Origin of the sequence: Lutibacter oceani, assembly GCF_003384935.1 — a bacterium.
In the GTDB taxonomy this organism is placed as follows: domain Bacteria; phylum Bacteroidota; class Bacteroidia; order Flavobacteriales; family Flavobacteriaceae; genus Lutibacter; species Lutibacter oceani.
This window is the reverse complement of record NZ_QTTQ01000012.1, coordinates 163,245-184,123: the sequence shown is the minus strand read 5'-3', so window position 1 is coordinate 184,123 and position 20,879 is coordinate 163,245. Positions and strand designations below refer to the sequence as shown.

Annotated in this window: 18 protein-coding genes; 10 read left to right on the top strand and 8 right to left on the bottom strand. The window is 29.0% G+C overall.

Annotated elements, in window-relative coordinates:
- Positions 1-56: 56 nt before the first annotated feature.
- From BX611_RS13715 to BX611_RS13700, 4 genes are all read right to left on the bottom strand, one after another.
- On the bottom strand, positions 57-644 hold the full coding sequence (locus BX611_RS13715; RefSeq protein WP_115882347.1) for an alpha-ketoglutarate-dependent dioxygenase AlkB: 588 nt from the start codon (positions 642-644) through the stop codon (positions 57-59).
- An 87-nt stretch (positions 645-731) separates the two neighbouring features.
- Positions 732-1,370 (bottom strand): hypothetical protein, encoded by a 639-nt coding sequence (locus BX611_RS13710; protein ID WP_115882345.1) that lies wholly within the window; start codon positions 1,368-1,370, stop codon positions 732-734.
- A gap of 93 nt (positions 1,371-1,463) precedes the next feature.
- Positions 1,464-2,327: an alpha/beta hydrolase gene (locus BX611_RS13705; RefSeq protein ID WP_115882663.1), complete on the bottom strand. Its 864-nt coding sequence runs from the start codon at positions 2,325-2,327 to the stop codon at positions 1,464-1,466.
- A gap of 11 nt (positions 2,328-2,338) precedes the next feature.
- Positions 2,339-3,175, bottom strand: a complete 837-nt coding sequence (locus tag BX611_RS13700) for a sulfurtransferase (RefSeq protein ID WP_115882343.1) — start codon at positions 3,173-3,175, stop codon at positions 2,339-2,341.
- Positions 3,176-3,422: 247 nt separating this feature from the next.
- On the opposite strand from BX611_RS13700, the gene BX611_RS13695 reads away from it, so the two are divergent.
- A complete protein-coding gene (locus BX611_RS13695; RefSeq protein ID WP_147296429.1) occupies positions 3,423-6,653 on the top strand; it encodes a WD40/YVTN/BNR-like repeat-containing protein in 3,231 nt (1,076 codons plus the stop codon).
- Between the two features lie 98 nt (positions 6,654-6,751).
- On the opposite strand, the gene glgP is transcribed toward BX611_RS13695, so the two are convergent.
- From glgP to BX611_RS13675, 4 genes are all read right to left on the bottom strand, one after another.
- Positions 6,752-8,392 (bottom strand): alpha-glucan family phosphorylase, encoded by a 1,641-nt coding sequence (gene glgP, locus BX611_RS13690; protein WP_115882338.1) that lies wholly within the window; start codon positions 8,390-8,392, stop codon positions 6,752-6,754.
- Positions 8,393-8,725: 333 nt separating this feature from the next.
- Positions 8,726-9,469 (bottom strand): family 16 glycoside hydrolase, encoded by a 744-nt coding sequence (locus tag BX611_RS13685; RefSeq protein WP_115882336.1) that lies wholly within the window; start codon positions 9,467-9,469, stop codon positions 8,726-8,728.
- A 161-nt stretch (positions 9,470-9,630) separates the two neighbouring features.
- The gene (locus tag BX611_RS13680; protein WP_115882334.1) at positions 9,631-10,212 is read right to left on the bottom strand and encodes a Crp/Fnr family transcriptional regulator; all 582 of its coding nucleotides are present in this window, start codon (positions 10,210-10,212) and stop codon (positions 9,631-9,633) included.
- A 130-nt stretch (positions 10,213-10,342) separates the two neighbouring features.
- Positions 10,343-11,221 (bottom strand): SDR family oxidoreductase, encoded by an 879-nt coding sequence (locus BX611_RS13675; protein ID WP_115882332.1) that lies wholly within the window; start codon positions 11,219-11,221, stop codon positions 10,343-10,345.
- Positions 11,222-11,412: 191 nt separating this feature from the next.
- Here BX611_RS13675 and rpmH point away from each other — a divergent pair, with 191 nt between their 5' ends.
- The 9 genes from rpmH to BX611_RS13630 all read left to right on the top strand — a co-directional run bounded on the left by rpmH (position 11,413) and on the right by BX611_RS13630 (position 20,877).
- The gene (gene rpmH / locus BX611_RS13670; protein WP_115882330.1) at positions 11,413-11,574 is read left to right on the top strand and encodes a 50S ribosomal protein L34; all 162 of its coding nucleotides are present in this window, start codon (positions 11,413-11,415) and stop codon (positions 11,572-11,574) included.
- A 142-nt stretch (positions 11,575-11,716) separates the two neighbouring features.
- The gene (gene carB, locus BX611_RS13665) at positions 11,717-14,569 is read left to right on the top strand and encodes a carbamoyl-phosphate synthase large subunit (RefSeq protein WP_115882328.1); all 2,853 of its coding nucleotides are present in this window, start codon (positions 11,717-11,719) and stop codon (positions 14,567-14,569) included.
- 96 nt (positions 14,570-14,665) lie between these two features.
- Entirely contained in the window at positions 14,666-15,565 is a 900-nt protein-coding gene (locus BX611_RS13660) for a MerR family transcriptional regulator (protein ID WP_115882326.1), read from the top strand.
- 55 nt (positions 15,566-15,620) lie between these two features.
- Entirely contained in the window at positions 15,621-17,084 is a 1,464-nt protein-coding gene (locus BX611_RS13655; protein ID WP_115882324.1) for a phytoene desaturase family protein, read from the top strand.
- Between the two features lie 35 nt (positions 17,085-17,119).
- Positions 17,120-17,959, top strand: coding sequence for a phytoene/squalene synthase family protein (locus tag BX611_RS13650; RefSeq protein ID WP_115882322.1), 840 nt, complete (start codon positions 17,120-17,122; stop codon positions 17,957-17,959).
- 9 nt (positions 17,960-17,968) lie between these two features.
- A complete protein-coding gene (locus BX611_RS13645; RefSeq protein WP_115882320.1) occupies positions 17,969-18,466 on the top strand; it encodes a hypothetical protein in 498 nt (165 codons plus the stop codon).
- Entirely contained in the window at positions 18,463-18,903 is a 441-nt protein-coding gene (locus BX611_RS13640; protein ID WP_115882318.1) for a sterol desaturase family protein, read from the top strand. The genes BX611_RS13645 and BX611_RS13640 overlap by 4 nt, the downstream gene beginning before the upstream one ends.
- Positions 18,903-19,601 carry a lycopene cyclase domain-containing protein gene (locus BX611_RS13635; RefSeq protein ID WP_115882314.1) on the top strand — a complete coding sequence of 233 codons (699 nt, stop codon included), beginning with the start codon at positions 18,903-18,905 and terminating at the stop codon, positions 19,599-19,601. Before BX611_RS13640 ends, BX611_RS13635 begins: the two co-directional genes overlap by 1 nt.
- Positions 19,591-20,877, top strand: a complete 1,287-nt coding sequence (locus BX611_RS13630; RefSeq protein ID WP_115882259.1) for a cryptochrome/photolyase family protein — start codon at positions 19,591-19,593, stop codon at positions 20,875-20,877. Before BX611_RS13635 ends, BX611_RS13630 begins: the two co-directional genes overlap by 11 nt.
- Positions 20,878-20,879 lie beyond the last annotated feature (2 nt).

The window sequence follows — 20,879 nt, the reverse complement described above, 5'->3', positions numbered from 1 at the left end:
ATTTAAAACTTACTCAGTTTTATAAATAAATGTTACTATTAGCTTCTTGTAAAAAATTAATTAAACCCATATTTTCTAAAAGTAATATTTATACGTCCATTTTTGTAGTTTTCATTTACAGGTAAACTATGTTCATATAGCTCTTGACAATTTTCTCCCATAATTATTAAACTACCGTTATTTAAGTTAATTTTATGTTCTTTTAAGGTTTGTTTTTCTCTTAAATTAAATTGCCTAATTTCTCCTAAACTAATTGAAGGAATAATGGTTGTATCTCCAAAGGCAATATAATCAGAGTGGTAATCTACCCCAGAATTTCCATTTGGATAGAAAATACAAACACCAACATCAAATTTAATATTTGTTAAATGTTCTATTTTTTCTTTTAAAAATAATAAATCATTAGGCCAAACCATTGTATTTCCCCAAATACGTTCATCAAATTTATTTTTGTCGAATAAGTTTTTTGTAATAAACATTAATTTGCCATAATCTTGATAGAATTTTTCTCCAGAAAAAGTTTCAATTTCTGCTAATGTGTTAAGTTTTTTTAAATTGACTAAATACGTATACAAATTGTTAGCTTCCTTTTCAGAAATAAAAGATTTTAAATATTCAACATTACAGTTTAAATTTAATTTCATTACTTATAAATCTAATAAGAAGCTTAAAAAAGCGGTTTTAGGTTAATTTGGCTATAAAACTAATTGAAAATATTTATAATTAACCAACTATTTAGTAGAATTACAATAAGGAATTAATTTGTTAATACTATAATAATATCGCGTATTACAATTAATAATTTCACCTTCATATCTTATTCCTTTAACAACACCTAAACTATAAATTCCTTTTCCCTTAGCCATTCTATTTAGTTTTTTCAATGCCTTTTTTGAAAGATTATTATACAAAGGATCCAATATTTCACATTGCTCTATAACCGTTTGATTCTTATCCCAATTTTCAGCTTCAGATTCTTTTAAAAGTTCTTTTGAAAAATAAAGTTCTTTTAATTTTGGAAATGAATATTCAAATACTTTTTTAGATCCTTCATGTGCAAATTGAACGACTTCTTTATTTCTAACAATAACTAAACGAATAAAATCAATTTCTAATTTTGAAAGTTGATTTGCAACTAAAAAGGCTGCATGAGTCCATTTAATTTCATGTCCCTTTTTATCAAGTTCAATTTGCATAAAATGATAAAAATCACGGATTTGATGAATAGTTTTATATTTTGAGAAAGCGTTATTTTTTAAATTAAATTTGTTTGCACTTTCCCAAGTTGTCGTATTTTTAGTTCTATCTTTTTTTAACCAGCAACCTTCTTTTAATATTAAATTTCCAGTTTCTTTCTTGTAAATTTTCAAATTTTTCCACTCTTGTGAAAAACAAAAAACGGAGTTAATAAATAGTAAGAAATAACAACTTTTTAATAAGGCATTTTTCAACAGGTTAGCCTTTTAATATTGATGAAATGCATCGGAAACAAATGCCAATACTTTTGGCAATGATGCTCGCCAATAAGTCCAGCTATGTCTTCCATCTCTAACTCTATATTCGTGTGGAATACCTTTCTTAGTCATTGCTATATGAACAAGGCTATTTCCTTCAAATAAAAAATCATCGTCTCCACAATCTATATACCATCTTACGCTTTTTGCTTTTTCACTGTCTAATTTATTAATTAATGAAATGGCATTGTGATTTTCAAAATATTCCTGAATTGTTTCTTCTTTGTAAGTTTTAGTACCTTTTAAAAAACGTTGTTTAAATTTATCAATAGAAAGTTCTCCAACATAAGCGCTTAAAGGGCAGGCTGATGAGAAAAGTTCAGGGTGATGCAAAGCATACATAAAAGATCCGCCACCTCCCATAGAAAGACCTGCAATTCCTCTAAACCTTTTTTCACTTTTTATACGATATGTTTTTTCAACATAAGGTAATAATTCTTTAAAAAAGAAATCTTCATAATTCCAATTACCATCTATTGTATTAAAATATCCTATTTTTTCAGTATTTGCATCAGGCATTACAATTATCATTGGTGTAGCAGTTCCGTTTTTAATTGCTTCATCTGTAATTCTTAAAACTTCTCCAAATTGAACCCAGCCAGTTTGGTCATCTCCCATACCGTGTAGTAAATATAAAACAGGGTAACTTCTTTCAGATGTTTCATAATCTGGTGGTAAATAAATTGCAAATTTGCGTTCAGATTTTAAAATTGTACTTTTTAAAGTTAAATTGTCAAAAACTTTCCCTTTTTGCGAAAAAGAAATTGAAGAAGTTAAAAGCATTAAAATTAAAATAGCGCTAAGTTTTTTCATGATATTAATATTTAAATTTTTGTATGTATTGGTAAGTTTTTTGTAGCTGCCCATTCAGTCCAGAAACCATCATAAACAGATTTTTTATTTTCAATAACCATTTCACTTGCGAGCATTAATATACAAGCTGTAATGCCCGAACCACATGTAAATATTAAAGGTTTATTTGCAATTTCAGGAATTTTGAAAATTTCGGTTAATTTTTCTTTTGATTTGAATTTACCATTATTTAAAACAGTAGTATACGGTAAATTTATAGAGTTAGGAATATGCCCACTTTTTAAACTTTCTCTAGGCTCAGGAGTTGTACCGTTAAATCTTCCCTCGGATCTTGCATCAACAACTAGCTCATTTTTTTTTGTTAAATTAGATTTTATTTCGTCTATATTTCTAACCAAATTTGGATTAAAAATGGCTTCAAAATCTCCAGATTTATATACCTTATTTTGAATATGCTCTAATTCAAAACCTTCATTTTTCCAAGCTGGAAGTCCTCCATTTAAAACAGCTATATTATTATGTCCCATAATTTTAAACATCCACCAAACTCTTGGGCTGGTGTATATTCCTAAATTATCATAAACAACTATTTTACTTGATTTATTTATTCCAAGTTTTCTGCATTCCTTTTCAAATTCTTTTGGAAGTGGAAGCATATTTGGTAAATTAGAATGTTTATCACTAAAAGTATTTTTTAAATCAAAAAAACGAGCATTTTTAATTTGTAAACCTTCAAGTTTGGTTTTAAGATTGGATTTATTTTCAGTTTGACTGGCATCAAGAATAATTAAATGTGGGGTTTTTAAATTTCTATGAAGCCATTTGGCAGTAACAATCGATTTTTTCACAATAATTAAATATTCTTTTTATACAAGGCTTCTGTAAATATACTATGATTTTTGTTCTAATAAGCAAAATTTTGAGTCCGTTTTTATAGTTAAGATCCGTTCCATATAGTTTTATTTTCAATTTGTATATATTCTATAGGTTTATATTAATTTAGTATTATTCTATATTAACTGAGTATGGAAAATCTTTAAAAAAAATGTTTATTTTTAACAATCTTATCAAATTCAATAATTTAAATATAATTTCATGTATAAAATAAAAAAAAATGGACGGATTCTAGTATCCTTCCTAACCATACTTTTTATGGTTATTTCTCAAAACACAATTGCTCAAAGTAAAAAAAAGAAATCAACTAAAAATGCTAAACAGTTTGAGTTGAATGATCAAATGTTAAATATGTTTAGCTTTAGAAGTATTGGGCCAGCAGCTTATTCAGGACGTATTGCTGATTTAGCAGTAAACCCAGATAATACTTCAGAATATTATGTTGGAGTGGCTTCAGGTGGTTTATGGAAAACTATAAATCACGGTACTACATTTGAACCAATTTTTGATGACCAAAAAGTTTATTCAATTGGTTGTTTAGCTATGGATCCAAATAATTCCAATGTTGTTTGGGTGGGTACAGGTGAAAATAATTCTCAGCGAAATTTAGCTTATGGTGATGGTGTTTATAAAACTACTGATGGTGGTAAGTCCTTTACAAATATGGGCTTAAAAACAAGTTCTCAAATTGGCAAAATAATGATTGACCCTAGAAATAGCAATGTGGTTTATATTGCTGCGCAAGGGCAAGCATGGGGGCCAGGAGGAGAACGTGGATTGTATAAAACAGTTAATGGAGGGAAAACTTGGAATAGAATTCTTGAAATTGGTGAGTACACAGGTGTTTCAGATATGGAAATGGATCCTAGAAATCCAGATATTTTATATGCTACTTCACATCAACGTGAAAGAAGAGTTTATTCAAAAATTGATGGAGGGCCAGAATCGGCTATTTATAAATCTGAAGATGCCGGAAAAACTTGGAAAAAGCAAACAAAAGGATTGCCAAAAGGGGATGTTGGTAGAATAGGTTTGGCGCTTTCTCCTGCTAATCCAAATATTATTTATGCAGTTATTGAATTACCAGGTAATAAAGGTGGGTTTTATAGATCCACTGATATGGGAGAGAGTTGGGAAAAAAGAAGCGATAAGGTTTCGAGTAGTCCACAATATTATAATGAAGTATATGCAGACCCAATAAACCAAGATAGGGTAATTCTAATGGATACCTATAACGGACGTTCAAATGATGGAGGAAAAACATGGGAAAATATTGAGGGAAGTAATAAACACGTTGATAACCACGCTTTATGGATAGATCCATCGGATACAAACCATTATATAGCAGGTTGCGATGGTGGAATTTATGAAACTTTTGATAGTGCTAAAACGTGGCAATTTAAAAGTAATTTACCAATAACTCAATACTACCACGTAAGAACTGATAATGAATATCCTTTTTACAATGTTTATGGAGGAGCTCAGGATAATGGTTCTTGGTTTGGACCTTCTCAAACGCATAGGCGATCACTTGTAAATTCAGATTGGACATATACAATTGGTGGTGATGGTTATTTATCTATTCCAGATCCTAGTAATCCAGATATTCATTATTGTGAATCTCAGTATTGTGGTTTAAGACGTTATGATAGAACTACTGGAAATAGTATTTCTATTCAACCACAACCTACTACAGATGAAGAATATAACTGGAACTGGAATACACCATATTTTATTAGTCCATTCAACTCAAAAACACTATATGTTGGTGGTCAGTATGTATTAAAAAGTACTGATATGGGTGGAACTTGGAAAAAAGTAAGTGGAAATATGACTCGTGGTATTGATCAAAATACATTACCTATGATGGGTAAAATGTGGCCACCTGAAGCAGTTGCTAAAAACATGTCAACTTCAAAATTTGGAAATATTTTTGCTTTAACAGAATCTCCATTAAAACAAGGCTTAATTTATGTTGGAACTGATGACGGATTAATTTGGGTTTCTGAAAATGATGGTGAAAAGTGGGATCGTTTTGATACTTTTCCTACTGTGCCAAATATGACATTTGTAAATTATATTACACCTTCACAACACAATGAAAATGTTGTTTATGCTTGTTTCGATGGAAGAAAAAATAGCAGTGATTTTACACCTTATTTATTAAAAAGTACTGATAAAGGAAAAACGTGGACTTCTATTGCTTCAAACCTTCCTTCAGGAACAGTTTATTGTATTCAAGAAGATCATATAAATCCAAATATATTGTTTATCGGAACAGAATGGGGAGTTTGGACAAGTATTGATGGTGGTAAAAAATGGGTTCAGATTAAAAAAGGAATTCCAACAATTCAGGTTAAAGAATTAACAATTCAAAAACGTGAAAATGATTTAGTAGTAGCAACTTTTGGTAGAGGTTTTTATGTGTTAGATAATTATTCTTCATTAAGATCTTTAAGTGAAGATATTTCAAAAAAAGAAGCACATTTATTTGATGTTAATGAAGCTTTGTTATACTTCCCTTCAAGCAATTTAAATTATCAGGGAGATGTTTACTTTAGAACACCAAATCCAACCCCTGCTGTAAAATTTGAATATTTTATTAAAAACGGATTTGAAAGTTTAAAACAAAAACGCATCAAAAGAATGGATGCTGCTGAAAAAGCAGGTGCTAAATTTATTTATCCTACTGAAGAAGAATTATTAGCTGAGGGTAATGAAGTAAAACCAAATTTAATTTTTACAATTTATAACGTCGATGGTGCTATTATGAGAAAAATTTCAGTTCCACTAAAAAAAGGTTACGGTAGTACAACTTGGGATTTAAGTTATTTAACAAATCGAGGAACAAAAGTACCGCCAGGAACTTATAAAGTAGCAATTGATAAAAATATGAATGGCGTTTTTACAAGGTTGGTTGATCCACAGGAATTCACTGTTAAATCATTACCAAATGCACTTGGAACACCAAATTATGAAGCAAATTTTAATTTTTTAAAAGGTGTATACGATTTAAACGCCCAGGTAACTTCTGTAAGAGGAAAAATAGATGCAATGAATACGGGTTTAAAAAGTATGAAAACAATACTTGAAAATACACCTGTTGAAGGAAATATACTTGTAAATAAAATTAATGGTTTGCAAGATGAAGTTGATGCTGTTGCTAAAGTAATTATTGGTGGATTTGGAGCTAAAAATTCAGTAGCGAGTAGATTAAGATACGCTTTATATACTACATATTCAGCACAGGTTGATATTACAGGAGCTCAAAAAGAACAATTTGATATTGCAACTAAAGATTTTGATAGTCAAATATCAGAATTAACTAATTTATATGAAGTTGAAATTCCAAAACTTGAAAAAGAGTTTGAAGCTGCAGGAGGTGTTTTATTTAACAACCCACCTACAAGAAGACGCTATTACGAAGAATAATTTTTTAAGAAGTGTTTATTAAAAAAGAGGCTATTTTACAATTGTAAAACAGCCTCTTTTTTAATATTAGTTTACTAATTTATTAAATAGTATTACATTTAATAAAGTTCTTTGTAGTATTGTTCAGCCATTCTATGACTAGTAAATTCAGGAATTACATCTGTAATACTATCGAAAACAATTTCTTGCCATTTTTTTTGTTTCTCGTAATAAGTTGGCAATACTTTATTTTCAAGAATATCAAAAAGATTTGCACAATCTTCTTCGTCTTGTTCCCAAACAGGTCGTTTATAATCCAGTTCAGGAAGTACGAAGCAGTTTTTACCATTTTTTTCAAATTCTGGAATCCAGCCATCATTAATTGAAACGTTTACAGAGCCGTTAAATGCAGCTGTCATACCACTTGTACCTGAAGCTTCACGTGTAATTCTTGGTGTGTTTAACCAAATATCTGAACCACATTTAAGCTTCTTAGATAAATCAATTTCATAACCAGTTAATACCGCCAAGTTTTTTCTGTTTTTAGAAAAATTCACTAAATGATTAAAAATATCAATTGCATAGAAATCGTAAGGGTAAGGTTTTCCTGCCCAAATAATTTGTACTGGGTATTTTTCATTAGAAAGCAACTTTTCAAATCGTTCAAGATCATATAAAAACATATCGGCTCTTTTGTACCCAGCAAAGCGTCTTGCCCAAACAATTGTTATTACATTAGGATCAAATCTTTTTTGAGTTTGATTCAGTACAACATCAAACAAGTCATTTTTAAGCTCTTTTTTTCGGTCTTTAAATTTCTTGGCACTTTTAGTTTTCCAGGCTTTCTTTATTTCATCATCTTGCCAGAAATTTTGATTTTGTGCATTTGTTATTGGAATAATTTCACTAATTCCTTCAAAACCTTTCCACATATCATTTGAAACTACTGCATGTAATTTTGATACTGCATTCGATTTTTTAGCCATTCTTAAAGCGGAAACAGTATAATTAATCATACCATCATTTACCATTTCTTGTCGTAATTCATTTTCAGAAAGTGTTCTTCCAAAAAAGCCACATCTGTTTAAATGTCTGGCGTCACGTTCTTCATTTCCAGCTTTTTCAGGAGTATGAGTTGTAAAAGCAAATTGCTCTTTTGTTACACCTTGATCTCTTAAATAGTAAAAAGCAGGAAGCCCATGACCTTCATTTAAATGGTATACATCAGCACCACCTAATGCTTCAACTACTTTTGCACCACCAATACCCAATATAATACTTTGCGACACTCTTGTAAGCTCGTTTGCATCGTATAAATGATTTGTAATAGTTCTTGATATATGATCGTTACCTTCAACATCTGTGCTTAAAAGATACATTGGTACACAACCAAAAATTTCAGGTTTTAAAATATAGGCTCTTACTTTTACTCCGGGATTATCGTGTAGAGGTACTTCAACTTCAATTCCTGTATCTTCTAAAAAGTTATAAGTTTTTTCTATGAAATCGGTTCTTAGTGTTTGGTCTTCATTTCTTGCCTGATCATAGTATCCATATTTCCATAACATCCCAACACCAATCATATTTTGCTTTAATTCATGTGCAGATCGCATATGAGATCCAGCTAAAAATCCTAGTCCACCAGAATAAATTTTTAAAGCTTGGTGAATACCAAACTCCATGCTAAAATAAGCTACTTTTTTGTCATATTTTTTGGCAGGCTTGTATGGATGATGCCATTTGCTATATTCATTTACCATAGTTTTGTTTGTTTTCAAAATTAGCGGCTAATTTAAGAAATTAGTAATTTTAAAATATGTAATTATTTAACCTATTTATGTGTAAAAATATGCTTTTTTACCCTTTTTTCTTTAATTTGAATAGGGAGGTTAATTTTGAATATATTATTGCTTTAAATTGAATACTTGTTTTAATAATTTTATTAAAATATTATTTTATAGAGTTTGGTAAACTAAATGTTTGCTTTTTTTGAAGTTTAAAAAAAATCCTCCAAAATTTTTATATTTTGAAGGATTAAATATGCTTGAAAAATAAAGAAATCTACTTATAAATGTGTTCTATTCTAAACGTGATTAAATGTCATTTACCTTTTCGCTATTTTCCTGAATAACTTTTAATGGTTTTTTGGTAACTTTTAAATCTCTAAAATAACCTATTGTACCAATATCTACATAAAGCCCAATAGCTCCCTTTTTAATTTTACCTAACATTTTATCTACAATAAAAGTAGAATACTTTAAGTTATTAATAAACATTTCAGCGGTTTCACCATTTACTTCAATCCGCATTGTAATCCACTCATTAAGTGATACCGGAGCTGAACCTTCGTACTTGCCAGGGTTTGATTTTCGTAAGGTTGCAAATTTAGCATTTGGATAGGAAAAATATTGAACAGTATGATTTCTAAGTCTTTGGTCACCAACTCGTCCCACTTTTGGTCTAAGATAAATAGACTCAAAAGCAGTATCGTCTTCATTAACTCTAAAAAAAACTCCAATAAATCCGGCTACTCCAGAATAAGGAGGTGGATTCTGAATTTGGCTGTACATTTTTACTTCAATAGTACCATTTTCAAAGTCATTTAAATCAACAAGTCTTGCATAATGTGGTTCATCAACAGTTGCTTCCAGATTATTAACATCAAAAGGAATGGCATTTAAATCTCTTTCAATTTTTAATACTTTTTTACCCTTAAATTTAATTATTTCACCTGTAACGTTATGAAGTTCAAAAGCTTGCTTCTTAAGCACAAGGTTTTGACTGTATCCGTAATGAAAACAAAAAAACAATATGAATATTAATTGAATTTTTTTCATTACAAAAATATTTAGGGGTTTTAATAGGATTGAGGAAGTAAAAGATAATTGTTTCATTGTAAATTGTTTAATATTGAAATCAAAATTAATTTCAGCGCAAATTTAGCGTACTTTTAAGGGTGAAACCTATAAGGTAGATTAAGAAAAAATATTAATGTAGTTTAAGATTTTGCTAATCTTTTTCGAATAACACTAAGAAATTCAGGTGTTACACCAAGGTAAGAAGCAATTTGTACATTTGAAATGCGATTGGAAAGTAAGGGATAGCGATTTATGAAATCTAAATATCGTTCCTCTGTGGTTGAACTTATATTTTGTAAAACCCTTCTTTGACTTGTTATTAAAGCATTTTCACATAAAACCCTGAAAATGTGATTAAACTTAGGGAATTTTAAAAATAGTTTAAGTTGGTCTTCCTTTTTAATTTGGTAAATTATTGAGTTTTCAAGCGCTTCTATATTCAATCGACTTGGCTCTTCAGAATAAAAGCTATCCATTTCCAAAATCCACCAATTTTCAATTGCAAATTGTAGGTTATGTTCTTTTCCAGAATCATCAATCATATACATTCTAAAGCAACCTTTAACAACAAATGAATTGTATTTGCAGATATCTCCTTGCTGAAGTATAAATTGTCTTCTTTTTACATTTTTTTGTATAAGTACTGTTTCTAAAAATGTAATTTCATCTTCATTCAAGGGTATATATTTTGAAAAATAGGATTTAACGGGTGTTATATTCATTTATTTCATTGTGTTGCGATTGTATTTTAAAAGCAAGTTTCTCTTTGCTTGCTGTTTATTAAAGTAACTAATTAGTTTTAATTATTATTAATCAAACTATACTAAAGTTAGCTTTTTATTAATAGTGCTATTACTTTTTTTTCTTGTTCCGTATCATAGCTTCCAACATATCCCACATTTGTTGAGGGATTTCTTCAAGCATATTAAATTCACCTGCACCTTTTAGCCATTCACCGCCATCTATGGTAATTACTTCACCATTAACATATGCCGAAAAATCACTCATTAAATAAGCAGCTAAATTAGCTAATTCCTGATGTACACCAACTCTGCCAACTGGAACTTTCTTTTTCATATCAAACTTATCTTTTAAATCTCCGGGTAATAATCTATCCCAAGCACCTTTAGTTGGGAATGGACCAGGTGCAATTGCGTTTGATCTAATTCCATATTTAGCCCATTCAACAGCTAAGGAGCGTGTCATTGCTAATACGCCAGCTTTTGCCGTTGCAGAAGGAACTACATAAGCAGAGCCAGTCCAGGCATAAGTTGTTACAATATTTAAAATAGTTGCTTTTTCTTGTTTTGTGTTAATCCAATGTTTACCAAAAGCCAAGGTGAAATTTTTACTTCCTTTTAAAACAATATCAATTATAGTGTCAAATGCATTTGCCGATAAACGTTCGGTTGGACTTATAAAATTACCAGCAGCGTTGTTTAAAAGTCCGTCAACTTTTCCAAATTCTTTAAGCGTTTCAGCTAAAACAACCTCAACTTCATTATAATTTCTAACATCACATTGTACAGCTAAAACTTTTCCTCCAGTTTTTTCTTCTAATTCAATTTTAGCATTGTTTAGTTTTTCAATATTTCTTGAAGTAATAACTATATGTGCACCAAGTTCTAAAAAATAAGTTGACATTGCTTTTCCTAAACCACTACCGCCACCAGTAACTACAATAACTTGATTCTTTAAACTTCCTTCTTTAAGCATTGGTTTTTGATACATAATTCACTAAATTTGATTTTTATAAAAATAGGATTTTTTCCTGTTTTAGACTTTAAAATAAATTTTTTATTTTTTTTTAAAATCTATTTGTCAAACACAAAAGTAATTGTATATTTGCCAACGCTTTTAAGGAGATGAATTTTACCTAAAAAGCAACAACTAAAGAAACACGATTTTTAAAGATATTTGTAATGAGTAAAAGAACTTATCAGCCGTCAAAAAGAAAGAGAAGAAATAAACATGGATTTAGAGAGCGTATGGCTAGTGCAACAGGAAGAAAAGTTTTAGCAAGAAGAAGGGCTAAAGGAAGAAAGAGATTAAGTGTTTCTTCAGACGCAAGACCAAAGAAATAATGAAACAATAGTTTTATACATAAGGTGTTACTTTTTTTTAGTAACACCTTTTTTTATGACCTTTTGATAAGTATTGAAAACTATTTAAATAACATATTCAATTTTTATAGATATTTGAAAATTAAAATTTTATTTTAAAAAAATGCCAAAAAACACTAACATTAAATCGATTTTAATAATTGGGTCTGGACCAATTATTATTGGCCAAGCATGTGAATTTGATTACTCAGGATCTCAAGCAATTAGATCTTTAAAAGAAGAAGGAATTGAGGTAACCCTTATTAATTCAAATCCTGCAACAATTATGACGGATCCGTCATTGGCTAATAATGTATATTTAAAACCATTAACCACAAAATCAATTATTGAAATTTTACAAATGCACCCAAATATTGATGCGGTGTTACCTACAATGGGAGGTCAAACAGCCTTAAATTTATGTATTGAAGCTGATGATAAAGGTATTTGGAAAGATTTTAATGTAGAATTAATAGGTGTTGATATTGATGCAATTAATATTACTGAAGATAGAGAGCAGTTTAGAAAATTAATGATTGAAATTGGTGTTGGTCAAGCGCCTTCAACAACTGCAACGTCATTTTTAAAAGGGAAAGAAATTGCACAGGAATATGGATTTCCATTGGTAATTCGTCCTTCATTTACTTTAGGAGGTTATGGAGCATCTATTGTTTATGATAAAAAAGATTTTGATGAATTATTAAGTAGAGGATTAGAAGCGTCTCCAATTCACGAAGTTATTATTGATAAAGCTTTATTAGGATGGAAAGAATATGAATTAGAGTTGTTGCGTGATAGTAATGATAATGTAGTTATTATTTGTACCATTGAAAATATGGATCCAATGGGAATTCATACAGGAGATTCTATTACAGTAGCTCCTGCAATGACTTTAAGCGATACAACTTTTCAAAAAATGCGTGATATGGCAATCCATATGATGCGTTCTATTGGCGATTTTGCAGGAGGTTGTAATGTTCAGTTTGCTGTAAGTCCAGATGAAAAAGAAGATATTATTGCAATTGAAATTAATCCACGTGTATCACGTTCATCAGCATTAGCATCAAAAGCTACAGGTTACCCAATCGCCAAAATTGCTGCAAAATTAGCAATAGGTTATCATTTAGATGAATTAAATAATCAAATTACTAAAACTACTTCAGCATTATTTGAACCAACGTTAGATTATGTTATTGTTAAAATTCCTCGTTGGAATTTTGATAAATTTGAAGGTAGCGATCGTACACTTGGATTGCAAATGAAATCTGTAGGTGAAGTTATGGGAATTGGGCGTTCGTTTCAAGAAGCGTTACATAAAGCAACACAATCTTTAGAAATTAAAAGAAATGGTTTAGGTGCGGATGGAAAAGGTGAAAAAGATTATGACAAAATTATTCATAAGTTAACCTATGCAAGTTGGGATCGAGTTTTTGTAATTTATGATGCTATTCAAATGGGAATACCATTAAGTAGAATACATGAAATTACTAAAATTGATATGTGGTATTTAAAGCAATACGAAGAGTTATTAGCTTTAGAAAATGAAATTTCATCAAAAAATCTTTTAAATTTATCATATGAGTTATTGTTAGAAGCAAAACAAAAAGGTTTTGCTGACAGGCAAATAGCACATATGTTAGGTTGTTTAGAAAGTGAAGTGAAAACTAAAAGAACTGAATTAAACATAAATAGAGTTTATAAGTTGGTGGATACTTGTGCTGCAGAATTTAGTGCACAAACTCCATATTACTACTCTACGTTTGAAAATAAAATGATTACTGCTGATGGTAAAAGTTCAGCTGATAATGAAAGTGTTGTAACTGACAGAAAGAAAATAGTTGTTCTTGGTTCTGGGCCAAATAGAATTGGTCAAGGAATTGAGTTTGATTACTGTTGTGTTCATGGTGTTTTGGCTGCTCGAGAAGCAGGTTATGAAACTATTATGATTAACTGTAATCCTGAAACAGTTTCTACAGATTTTGATACAGCTGATAAATTATATTTTGAACCTGTTTTTTGGGAACATATTTATGATATTATTGAGCACGAAAAACCTGAAGGTGTTATTGTTCAATTAGGGGGGCAAACAGCTTTAAAGCTTGCAGAAAAGTTAGATAAATGGGGTGTAAAAATTATTGGAACTAGTTTTGAAGCGTTAGATTTAGCTGAAGATAGAAAGCGTTTTTCTGAACTATTGGTTGAATTAGATATTCCATTCCCTAAATATGGTACAGCAACAACAGCAGATGAAGCTTCTGAAATTGCCGATAATTTAGATTTTCCAATTTTAGTACGTCCATCTTATGTTTTAGGTGGTCAAGGAATGAAAATTGTAATAAATAAAGAAGAGCTGGAAAAACACGTAGTAGATTTGCTGCGCAAAATTCCAAATAATATGTTATTACTAGATCATTATTTGGATGGAGCCATTGAGGCAGAGGCAGATGCAATTTGTGATGGTGAGGATGTATATATAATTGGTATTATGGAGCATATTGAGCCTTGTGGAGTGCATTCTGGAGATTCAAATGCAACATTACCACCTTTTAATTTAGGTGAATTTGTAATGCAACAAATTAAAGATCATACTAAAAAAATTGCATTAGCCTTAAAAACAGTTGGTTTAATTAATATTCAATTTGCAATTAAAGACGATATTGTTTACATTATTGAAGCCAATCCAAGAGCATCACGTACAGTGCCGTTTATAGCAAAAGCCTATCAAGAGCCTTACGTAAATTATGCTACTAAAGTTATGTTAGGTGAAAATAAGGTAAAAGACTTTAATTTTAATCCTAAACTTGAAGGTTTTGCTATAAAACAACCAGTTTTTTCATTTAATAAATTTCCTAATGTTGATAAAAAATTAGGACCAGAAATGAAATCAACAGGGGAGAGTATTTTATTTATTGATAGTTTAAAAGATGACCAGTTTTATGAATTGTACTCTCGTAGAAAAATGTATTTAAGTAAATAGAAATTTTTACATAATAAGTTAAGAGCTCCTTTTTTGGAGCTCTTTTTGTTTATAAGGATTTTGTTTATATATTTGTTTAATTAAATACAAATAATTTTGAACAATATTAAGTCCGAATTCACAATTAAAGATCTAGAGAATTTTTCTGGAATTAAAGCTCATACAATTAGAATATGGGAAAAACGGTATAACTTATTAGAACCAAATAGAACGGAATCTAATATTAGATATTACAATCTTCAAAATCTTCAAAAGTTGTTAAACGTTGCATTATTAAATAATAATGGTTTAAAAATTTCTAAGATAGCAGAATTGTCTGAGTCAAATATTGCTATAAAAGTTAGAGAATTGGTAGCTAAAACCGGTGTTAATGAACAGGCATCTAATTCTTTAAAATTAGCAATGTTAAATTTTGATGAAAATATGTTTAATGAAACATATAATAATTTAGTTGTTAATTCTTCTTTCAGAGAAATTTTTAAAAATGTTTTCATCCCTTTTTTAAATGAAATAGGGATTCTTTGGCAAGTTAATTCCATAACACCTGCACATGAACATTTTATTTCAAATCTTATTCAGCAAAAAATACAGATTAATATTGAAAGATTACAGTTGTCTAAACCAACTAATTTAGAGAAGGTTTTTGTATTATACCTTCCAATGAATGAAATACATGATTTAGGTTTACTGTATTTGCATTTCGAAATTCTATTACACGGCTATCAGTCTATTTATTTGGGACAGAGTGTTCCGGTAAGCAATTTAAACGACGTTCAAAAAGTATTTAATTCTATTTGTTTTATTAGTTATTTAACTGTAGAGCCAACTCAATTAACTGTTAAGGAATATATTGAAAAGGTAAGAGAAGAGGTTTTGTCAAGTTCAAATAATGAGTTGTGGTTGTTGGGAGCAAAAATTAAAGAATCAACAGAGTGTTTAGAATTTTCCAATATAAAAACATATGAATCTATAATAGAATTGATTGACAATTTATAAATCTTAAAAATAAATTTGTTTTTTGTTTAACTTATAACTACATTTGTTAAACAATATGAAAAAAAATATTATAATAATAGGTTCAGGGTTTTCATCTTTATCTGCTGCTAGCTATCTAGCAAAACACGGTAATGATGTAACAGTACTTGAAAAAAACAAAGACTTGGGAGGTAGAGCACGGGTCTTGTCTAAGGATGGTTTTAAATTTGATATGGGGCCTACTTGGTACTGGATGCCAGATGTTTTTGAGAAATTTTTCTCGGATTTTGAAAAGAAACCTTCAGATTTTTATCAATTAGAAAAATTAGCTCCTGCATACCAAGTTTATTTTGATAGACTAAACTCAATTACTATACCTGATAACTTAGATGATATCTACAAAATATTTGAAGAAGAAGAAAAAGGGAGCTCTGTTTTCTTAAAAAAGTTTTTAAAAGCTGCTAAATTTAATTATGAAGTAGCCATAAACGACTTGGTTTACAAGCCTGGTGAATCCATTACAGAACTTATTACTTTTTCAACATTAGCAAAAGTCAATCAGTTTTTTAAAAGTATAAGTAGCGATATCCGTAAAAATATAAAAAGTAAAAAGCTAATTCAAATTTTAGAATTTCCTGTATTGTTTTTGGGTGCTAAACCATCTAATACTCCAAGTTTTTATAATTTCATGAACTATGCCGATTTTGGTTTAGGAACTTGGCATCCAAAAGGTGGGATGTTTGAGGTTGTTAAAGGATTTGTTGAGTTGGCTCATTCTTTAAATGTTAAAATTAGGGCAAATCAAAATGTTGAAAAAATAATTGTTGAAAATGGAAAAGTTACGGGTGTAAAAGTTAATAATGAAATTTTAGAAGCAGATATTGTTATAAGCGGAGCAGATTATCATCATACTGAATCCTTATTAGATAAAAAGTTTAGAATGTATTCTGAAAACTATTGGAGCAAGAAAACATTTGCTCCTTCATCGTTGCTTTTCTATGTTGGATTTAATAAAAAAATTAAAAATGTTTGTCATCATACCTTATTTTTTGACACCGATTTTGATAAACATGCTATAGATATATATGATACGCCAAAATGGCCAAAAGAACCACTTTTTTACGCAAGTTTCCCTAGTGTAACAGATAATAGTTTTGCCCCAATTGAAGCGGAAGCTGCTACTTTTTTAATTCCACTAGCTCCGGGATTGGTTGATATTCCTGAAGTTAGAGAAGAGTATTTTTTAAAAATAATTTCAAGATTGGAAAAATTAACCAACCAAAAATTGAGTGATGCTGTAATTTTTAAAGAATCATTTTGTGTAAATGACTTTAAGAAAGATTATAATTCGTACAAAGGGAATGCTTATGGTTTAGCAAATACTTTAATGCAAACAGCGGTTTTAAGACCTAAAATTAGAAGTAAAAAAGTGAAAAATTTATTTTTTACAGGTCAGTTAACAGTTCCGGGACCAGGTGTTCCTCCAGCTATTATTTCTGGAAAAATTGTTTCGGAATTAGTTATGAAAAAATCAGTTTAAGTAAAAGAAATTACTACTAATTAAAATTTAATTTTATGAAACAACTTTTTGATGATACCTCTTTTTTATGTAGCAAAATAGTTACAAAAAAATACAGCACATCATTTTCTTTGGCAGTAAAAATGTTATCCCCAAAAATTAGGGAAGATATATTTAGTATTTATGCTTTTGTTAGATTTGCTGATGAAATTGTTGATTCTTTTCATGGATTTGATAAAAACCAATTAATAAATGAATTTGAAGCTGATTATTATAAGGCCTATAATTCCGGAATTAGTTTAAACCCAATTTTAAACTGTTTTCAACTTACAGTAAAAAAATATAAAATTACAGATGATTTAGTTCAGGCTTTTTTAAAGAGTATGAAGTTAGATTTAAATAAAACGGATTATAATACGGTTGAAGAATTTAATAATTATATTTATGGGTCAGCTGATGTGGTTGGATTAATGTGTTTAAAAGTTTTTGTAAATGGAGATGACGAAAAATACGAAAGCCTTAAAAATTATGCAATGAGTTTGGGGTCCGCATTTCAAAAAGTGAATTTTTTACGTGATTTAAAAGATGATTATGAAGTGCTAAATCGTTCTTATTTTCCAGGTGTGGATTTTAAAACGTTAAATTATGATTCAAAATATAAAATAATAGAAGAAATTGAGTACGACTTTCACGAGGCTTATAAAGGAATAAAATTGTTACCAATTGAAGCTAAATTTGGTGTGTATACAGCATTTATTTATTATAGAAGATTGCTTAAAAAATTGAAAAAAACTCCATCAGAAAAAATAATGCACACAAGAATTAGAGTTTCTAACCCAATGAAGATAAGTTTGTTAGCGAGGTCTTTTCTAGTCTTTAAATTAAATTTAATGTAAAATAATTAAATGAAAGTATTCGGTTTTATTTTGATATTTAGTTTATTGTTTTCAAATTCCAAACTTGAAGATTTAAGAAAACAATTTCCCGAAATTCAATCTTTAGAACAAACTGAAAAATATTTAGAGGAACTTAAAAATGAAGAAGACGAAACATTGCAAGGCTATTTTGCAGCAATGTTTTTTATGAAATCGAAATATGTAAAGTTTCCTTTAACAAAATTAAAATACTTTAAAAAAGGTAAATTATTATTGGATGAGCTGATAAGTAATAACCAAAACAATATTGAAATTAGATATATACGTTTTTTGCTTCAAAGTGAAATGCCCGATTTTTTAAGTTACAATAATAACATTGAAGAAGATTTTTTGTTGATAACAAAACAAGTTAAGTTGAGTGCCTTAAAAGGCTCTTTTAAAGTTAAAATGTTACAGAATATGTTAATATCAAAAAAAATCACGTATCAAAAAGAACTAAAACTTAAACAATTATTAAACGAGATATGATGTTTGTATTAATAACACTAATAACATTTATTTTAATGGAATGCGTTACCTGGTTAACACATAAATATGTAATGCATGGTTTTATGTGGTATTTTCACGAAGACCATCATCAGCCAAGGTATCAAAACGATTTTGAGCGAAATGATGTATTCTTTATTATTTTTGCAGTACCAAGTATTTTATTATTTTATTTTGGTTTACAAGGTGGTTTAAATTATAAATTTTTTATAGGATTAGGGATCTTATTTTATGGTATAGCATATTTTTTAATTCATGATGTGTTAATTCACCAGCGTTTTAAGTGGTTTAAAAATACAAAAAATAAATATTTAATTGGTTTACGTAAAGCCCATAAAGTACATCATAAGCACTTGGGTAAGGAAGAAGGTGAATGCTTTGGAATGTTAAATGTGCCTAAAAAATATTTTAGAATTTAATGTATTTATATTTCTTAATAAATATTGCATCTTTTTCAGTACCGTTTTTGTATAGTTTTCAAAAAAAAATGAATTTTATACAATATTGGAAATCAGTATTTCTAGCTATTTTAATTGTTGCAATTCCTTTTTTAATTTGGGACGTATGGTTTACAAGTATTGGTGTTTGGGGGTTTAATGAAAAATATTTACTTGGCTTTACTGTTTTTAATTTACCTTTTGAAGAGGTACTTTTCTTTTTTTGTATTCCGTACGCAAGCATTTTTACTCACTTTGCGTTGCTGCATTTTTTTCCAAATTTAGGATTGCCAAAAAAGGTAGTAAAACGGTTGACTATTTTGTTAATTTCAGGATCAATTATAGTTTTATTTTTTAATTATAATAGGTTGTACACTTTAATAAATTTTTCATTTTTTGCGATGCTTTTAATTTATTCTTTATTATGTAAAAGCAGTATTTTAAACGCTTTCTTTATAACTTTTTTGGTTATACTCATTCCATTTTTTATAGTAAATGGTTTATTAACAGGAAGTTTTATTGAAGAGCAAGTTGTTTGGTATAATAATGCAGAAAATTTAAGAATACGTATAGGAACTATTCCATTAGAAGATATTTTTTATGCATTTAATATGTTGTATGCAGCAATTATTTTGATTAAGGAATTTAAACTAAAGTTTTCTAAACAGCATGACAAATAAAAAAGAAATTTCAATTTTTTGGTTTCGAAGAGATTTAAGATTGCATGATAATACCGCCCTGTATTATGCTTTAAATTCTAAATATCCTGTACTTCCAATTTTTATTTTTGACGAATCCATTTTAGATGAATTACCTAAAGATGATGCCAGGGTAAATTTTATTTATGAAACTTTAAGCAAACTAAATACGGATTTGGTTGAAAGTAATTCTTCGTTATATGTAAAAAAGGGGAATGTAATCACTGTTTGGAAAACACTTTTAAATACATGCAATATTAAAAAAGTTTTTTTTAATAAAGATTACGAGCCTTACGCAATTAAAAGAGATGCTGAAATTACTCAATTATGTGTTGAAAATAATATAGAAGTAAATTCATACAAAGATCAGGTTATTTTTGAAGCAGGTGAAGTTTTAAAAGATGATGGAAAACCATACACAGTTTATACGCCATATAAAAATAAATGGTGGAATTTATTTAATAGCCAAAAACAAGAATTTTTTCTTTCGGAAAATTATAAAGAAAATTTTATAAAATTAATTCATAATTTTCCTTCGTTAAAAAATATTGGTTTTACGGAAAGTGCTATAAAAGTTAGACAAATAAATAAAAATGCAATTTTAGATTATCAAAATTTTAGAGATCTACCAATTATAAATACTTCTAATAATTCTGTGTATTTAAGGTTTGGGTTAATAAGTACACGTAAACTTTTTAAATATGCACAAACTAAAAATATAACGTATTGTAATGAGCTTATCTGGAGGGAATTTTTTATGCAGATATTGTATCATTTTCCTAAAGTTGTTAATGAAAATTTTAAATCGAAATACAATTTTATTCCTTGGAGAAATAATGAAGAAGAATTTAAATTGTGGTGTGAAGGTAATACAGGCTATCCGATTGTTGATGCTGGTATGCGTGAGTTAAATGAAACTGGATATATGCACAACCGAGTTAGAATGATAGTTGCAAGTTTTTTAAACAAACATTTATTAATAGATTGGCGCTGGGGCGAAGCTTATTTTGCAGAAAAATTATTGGATTACGATTTAGCAGCAAATAACGGGAACTGGCAATGGGTTGCTGGTACAGGTTGCGATTCTGCTCCTTATTTTAGAGTTTTTAATCCAACAACACAGCAACAAAAATTTGACTCAGATTTTAAATACATTAAAAAATGGAATCCTAATTATAAAAATATTCCAGAAATTGTTGAGCACAAATTTGCACGTTTACGCTATTTAGAGGTTGTGAAAAAATCTTTAGTACAATAATT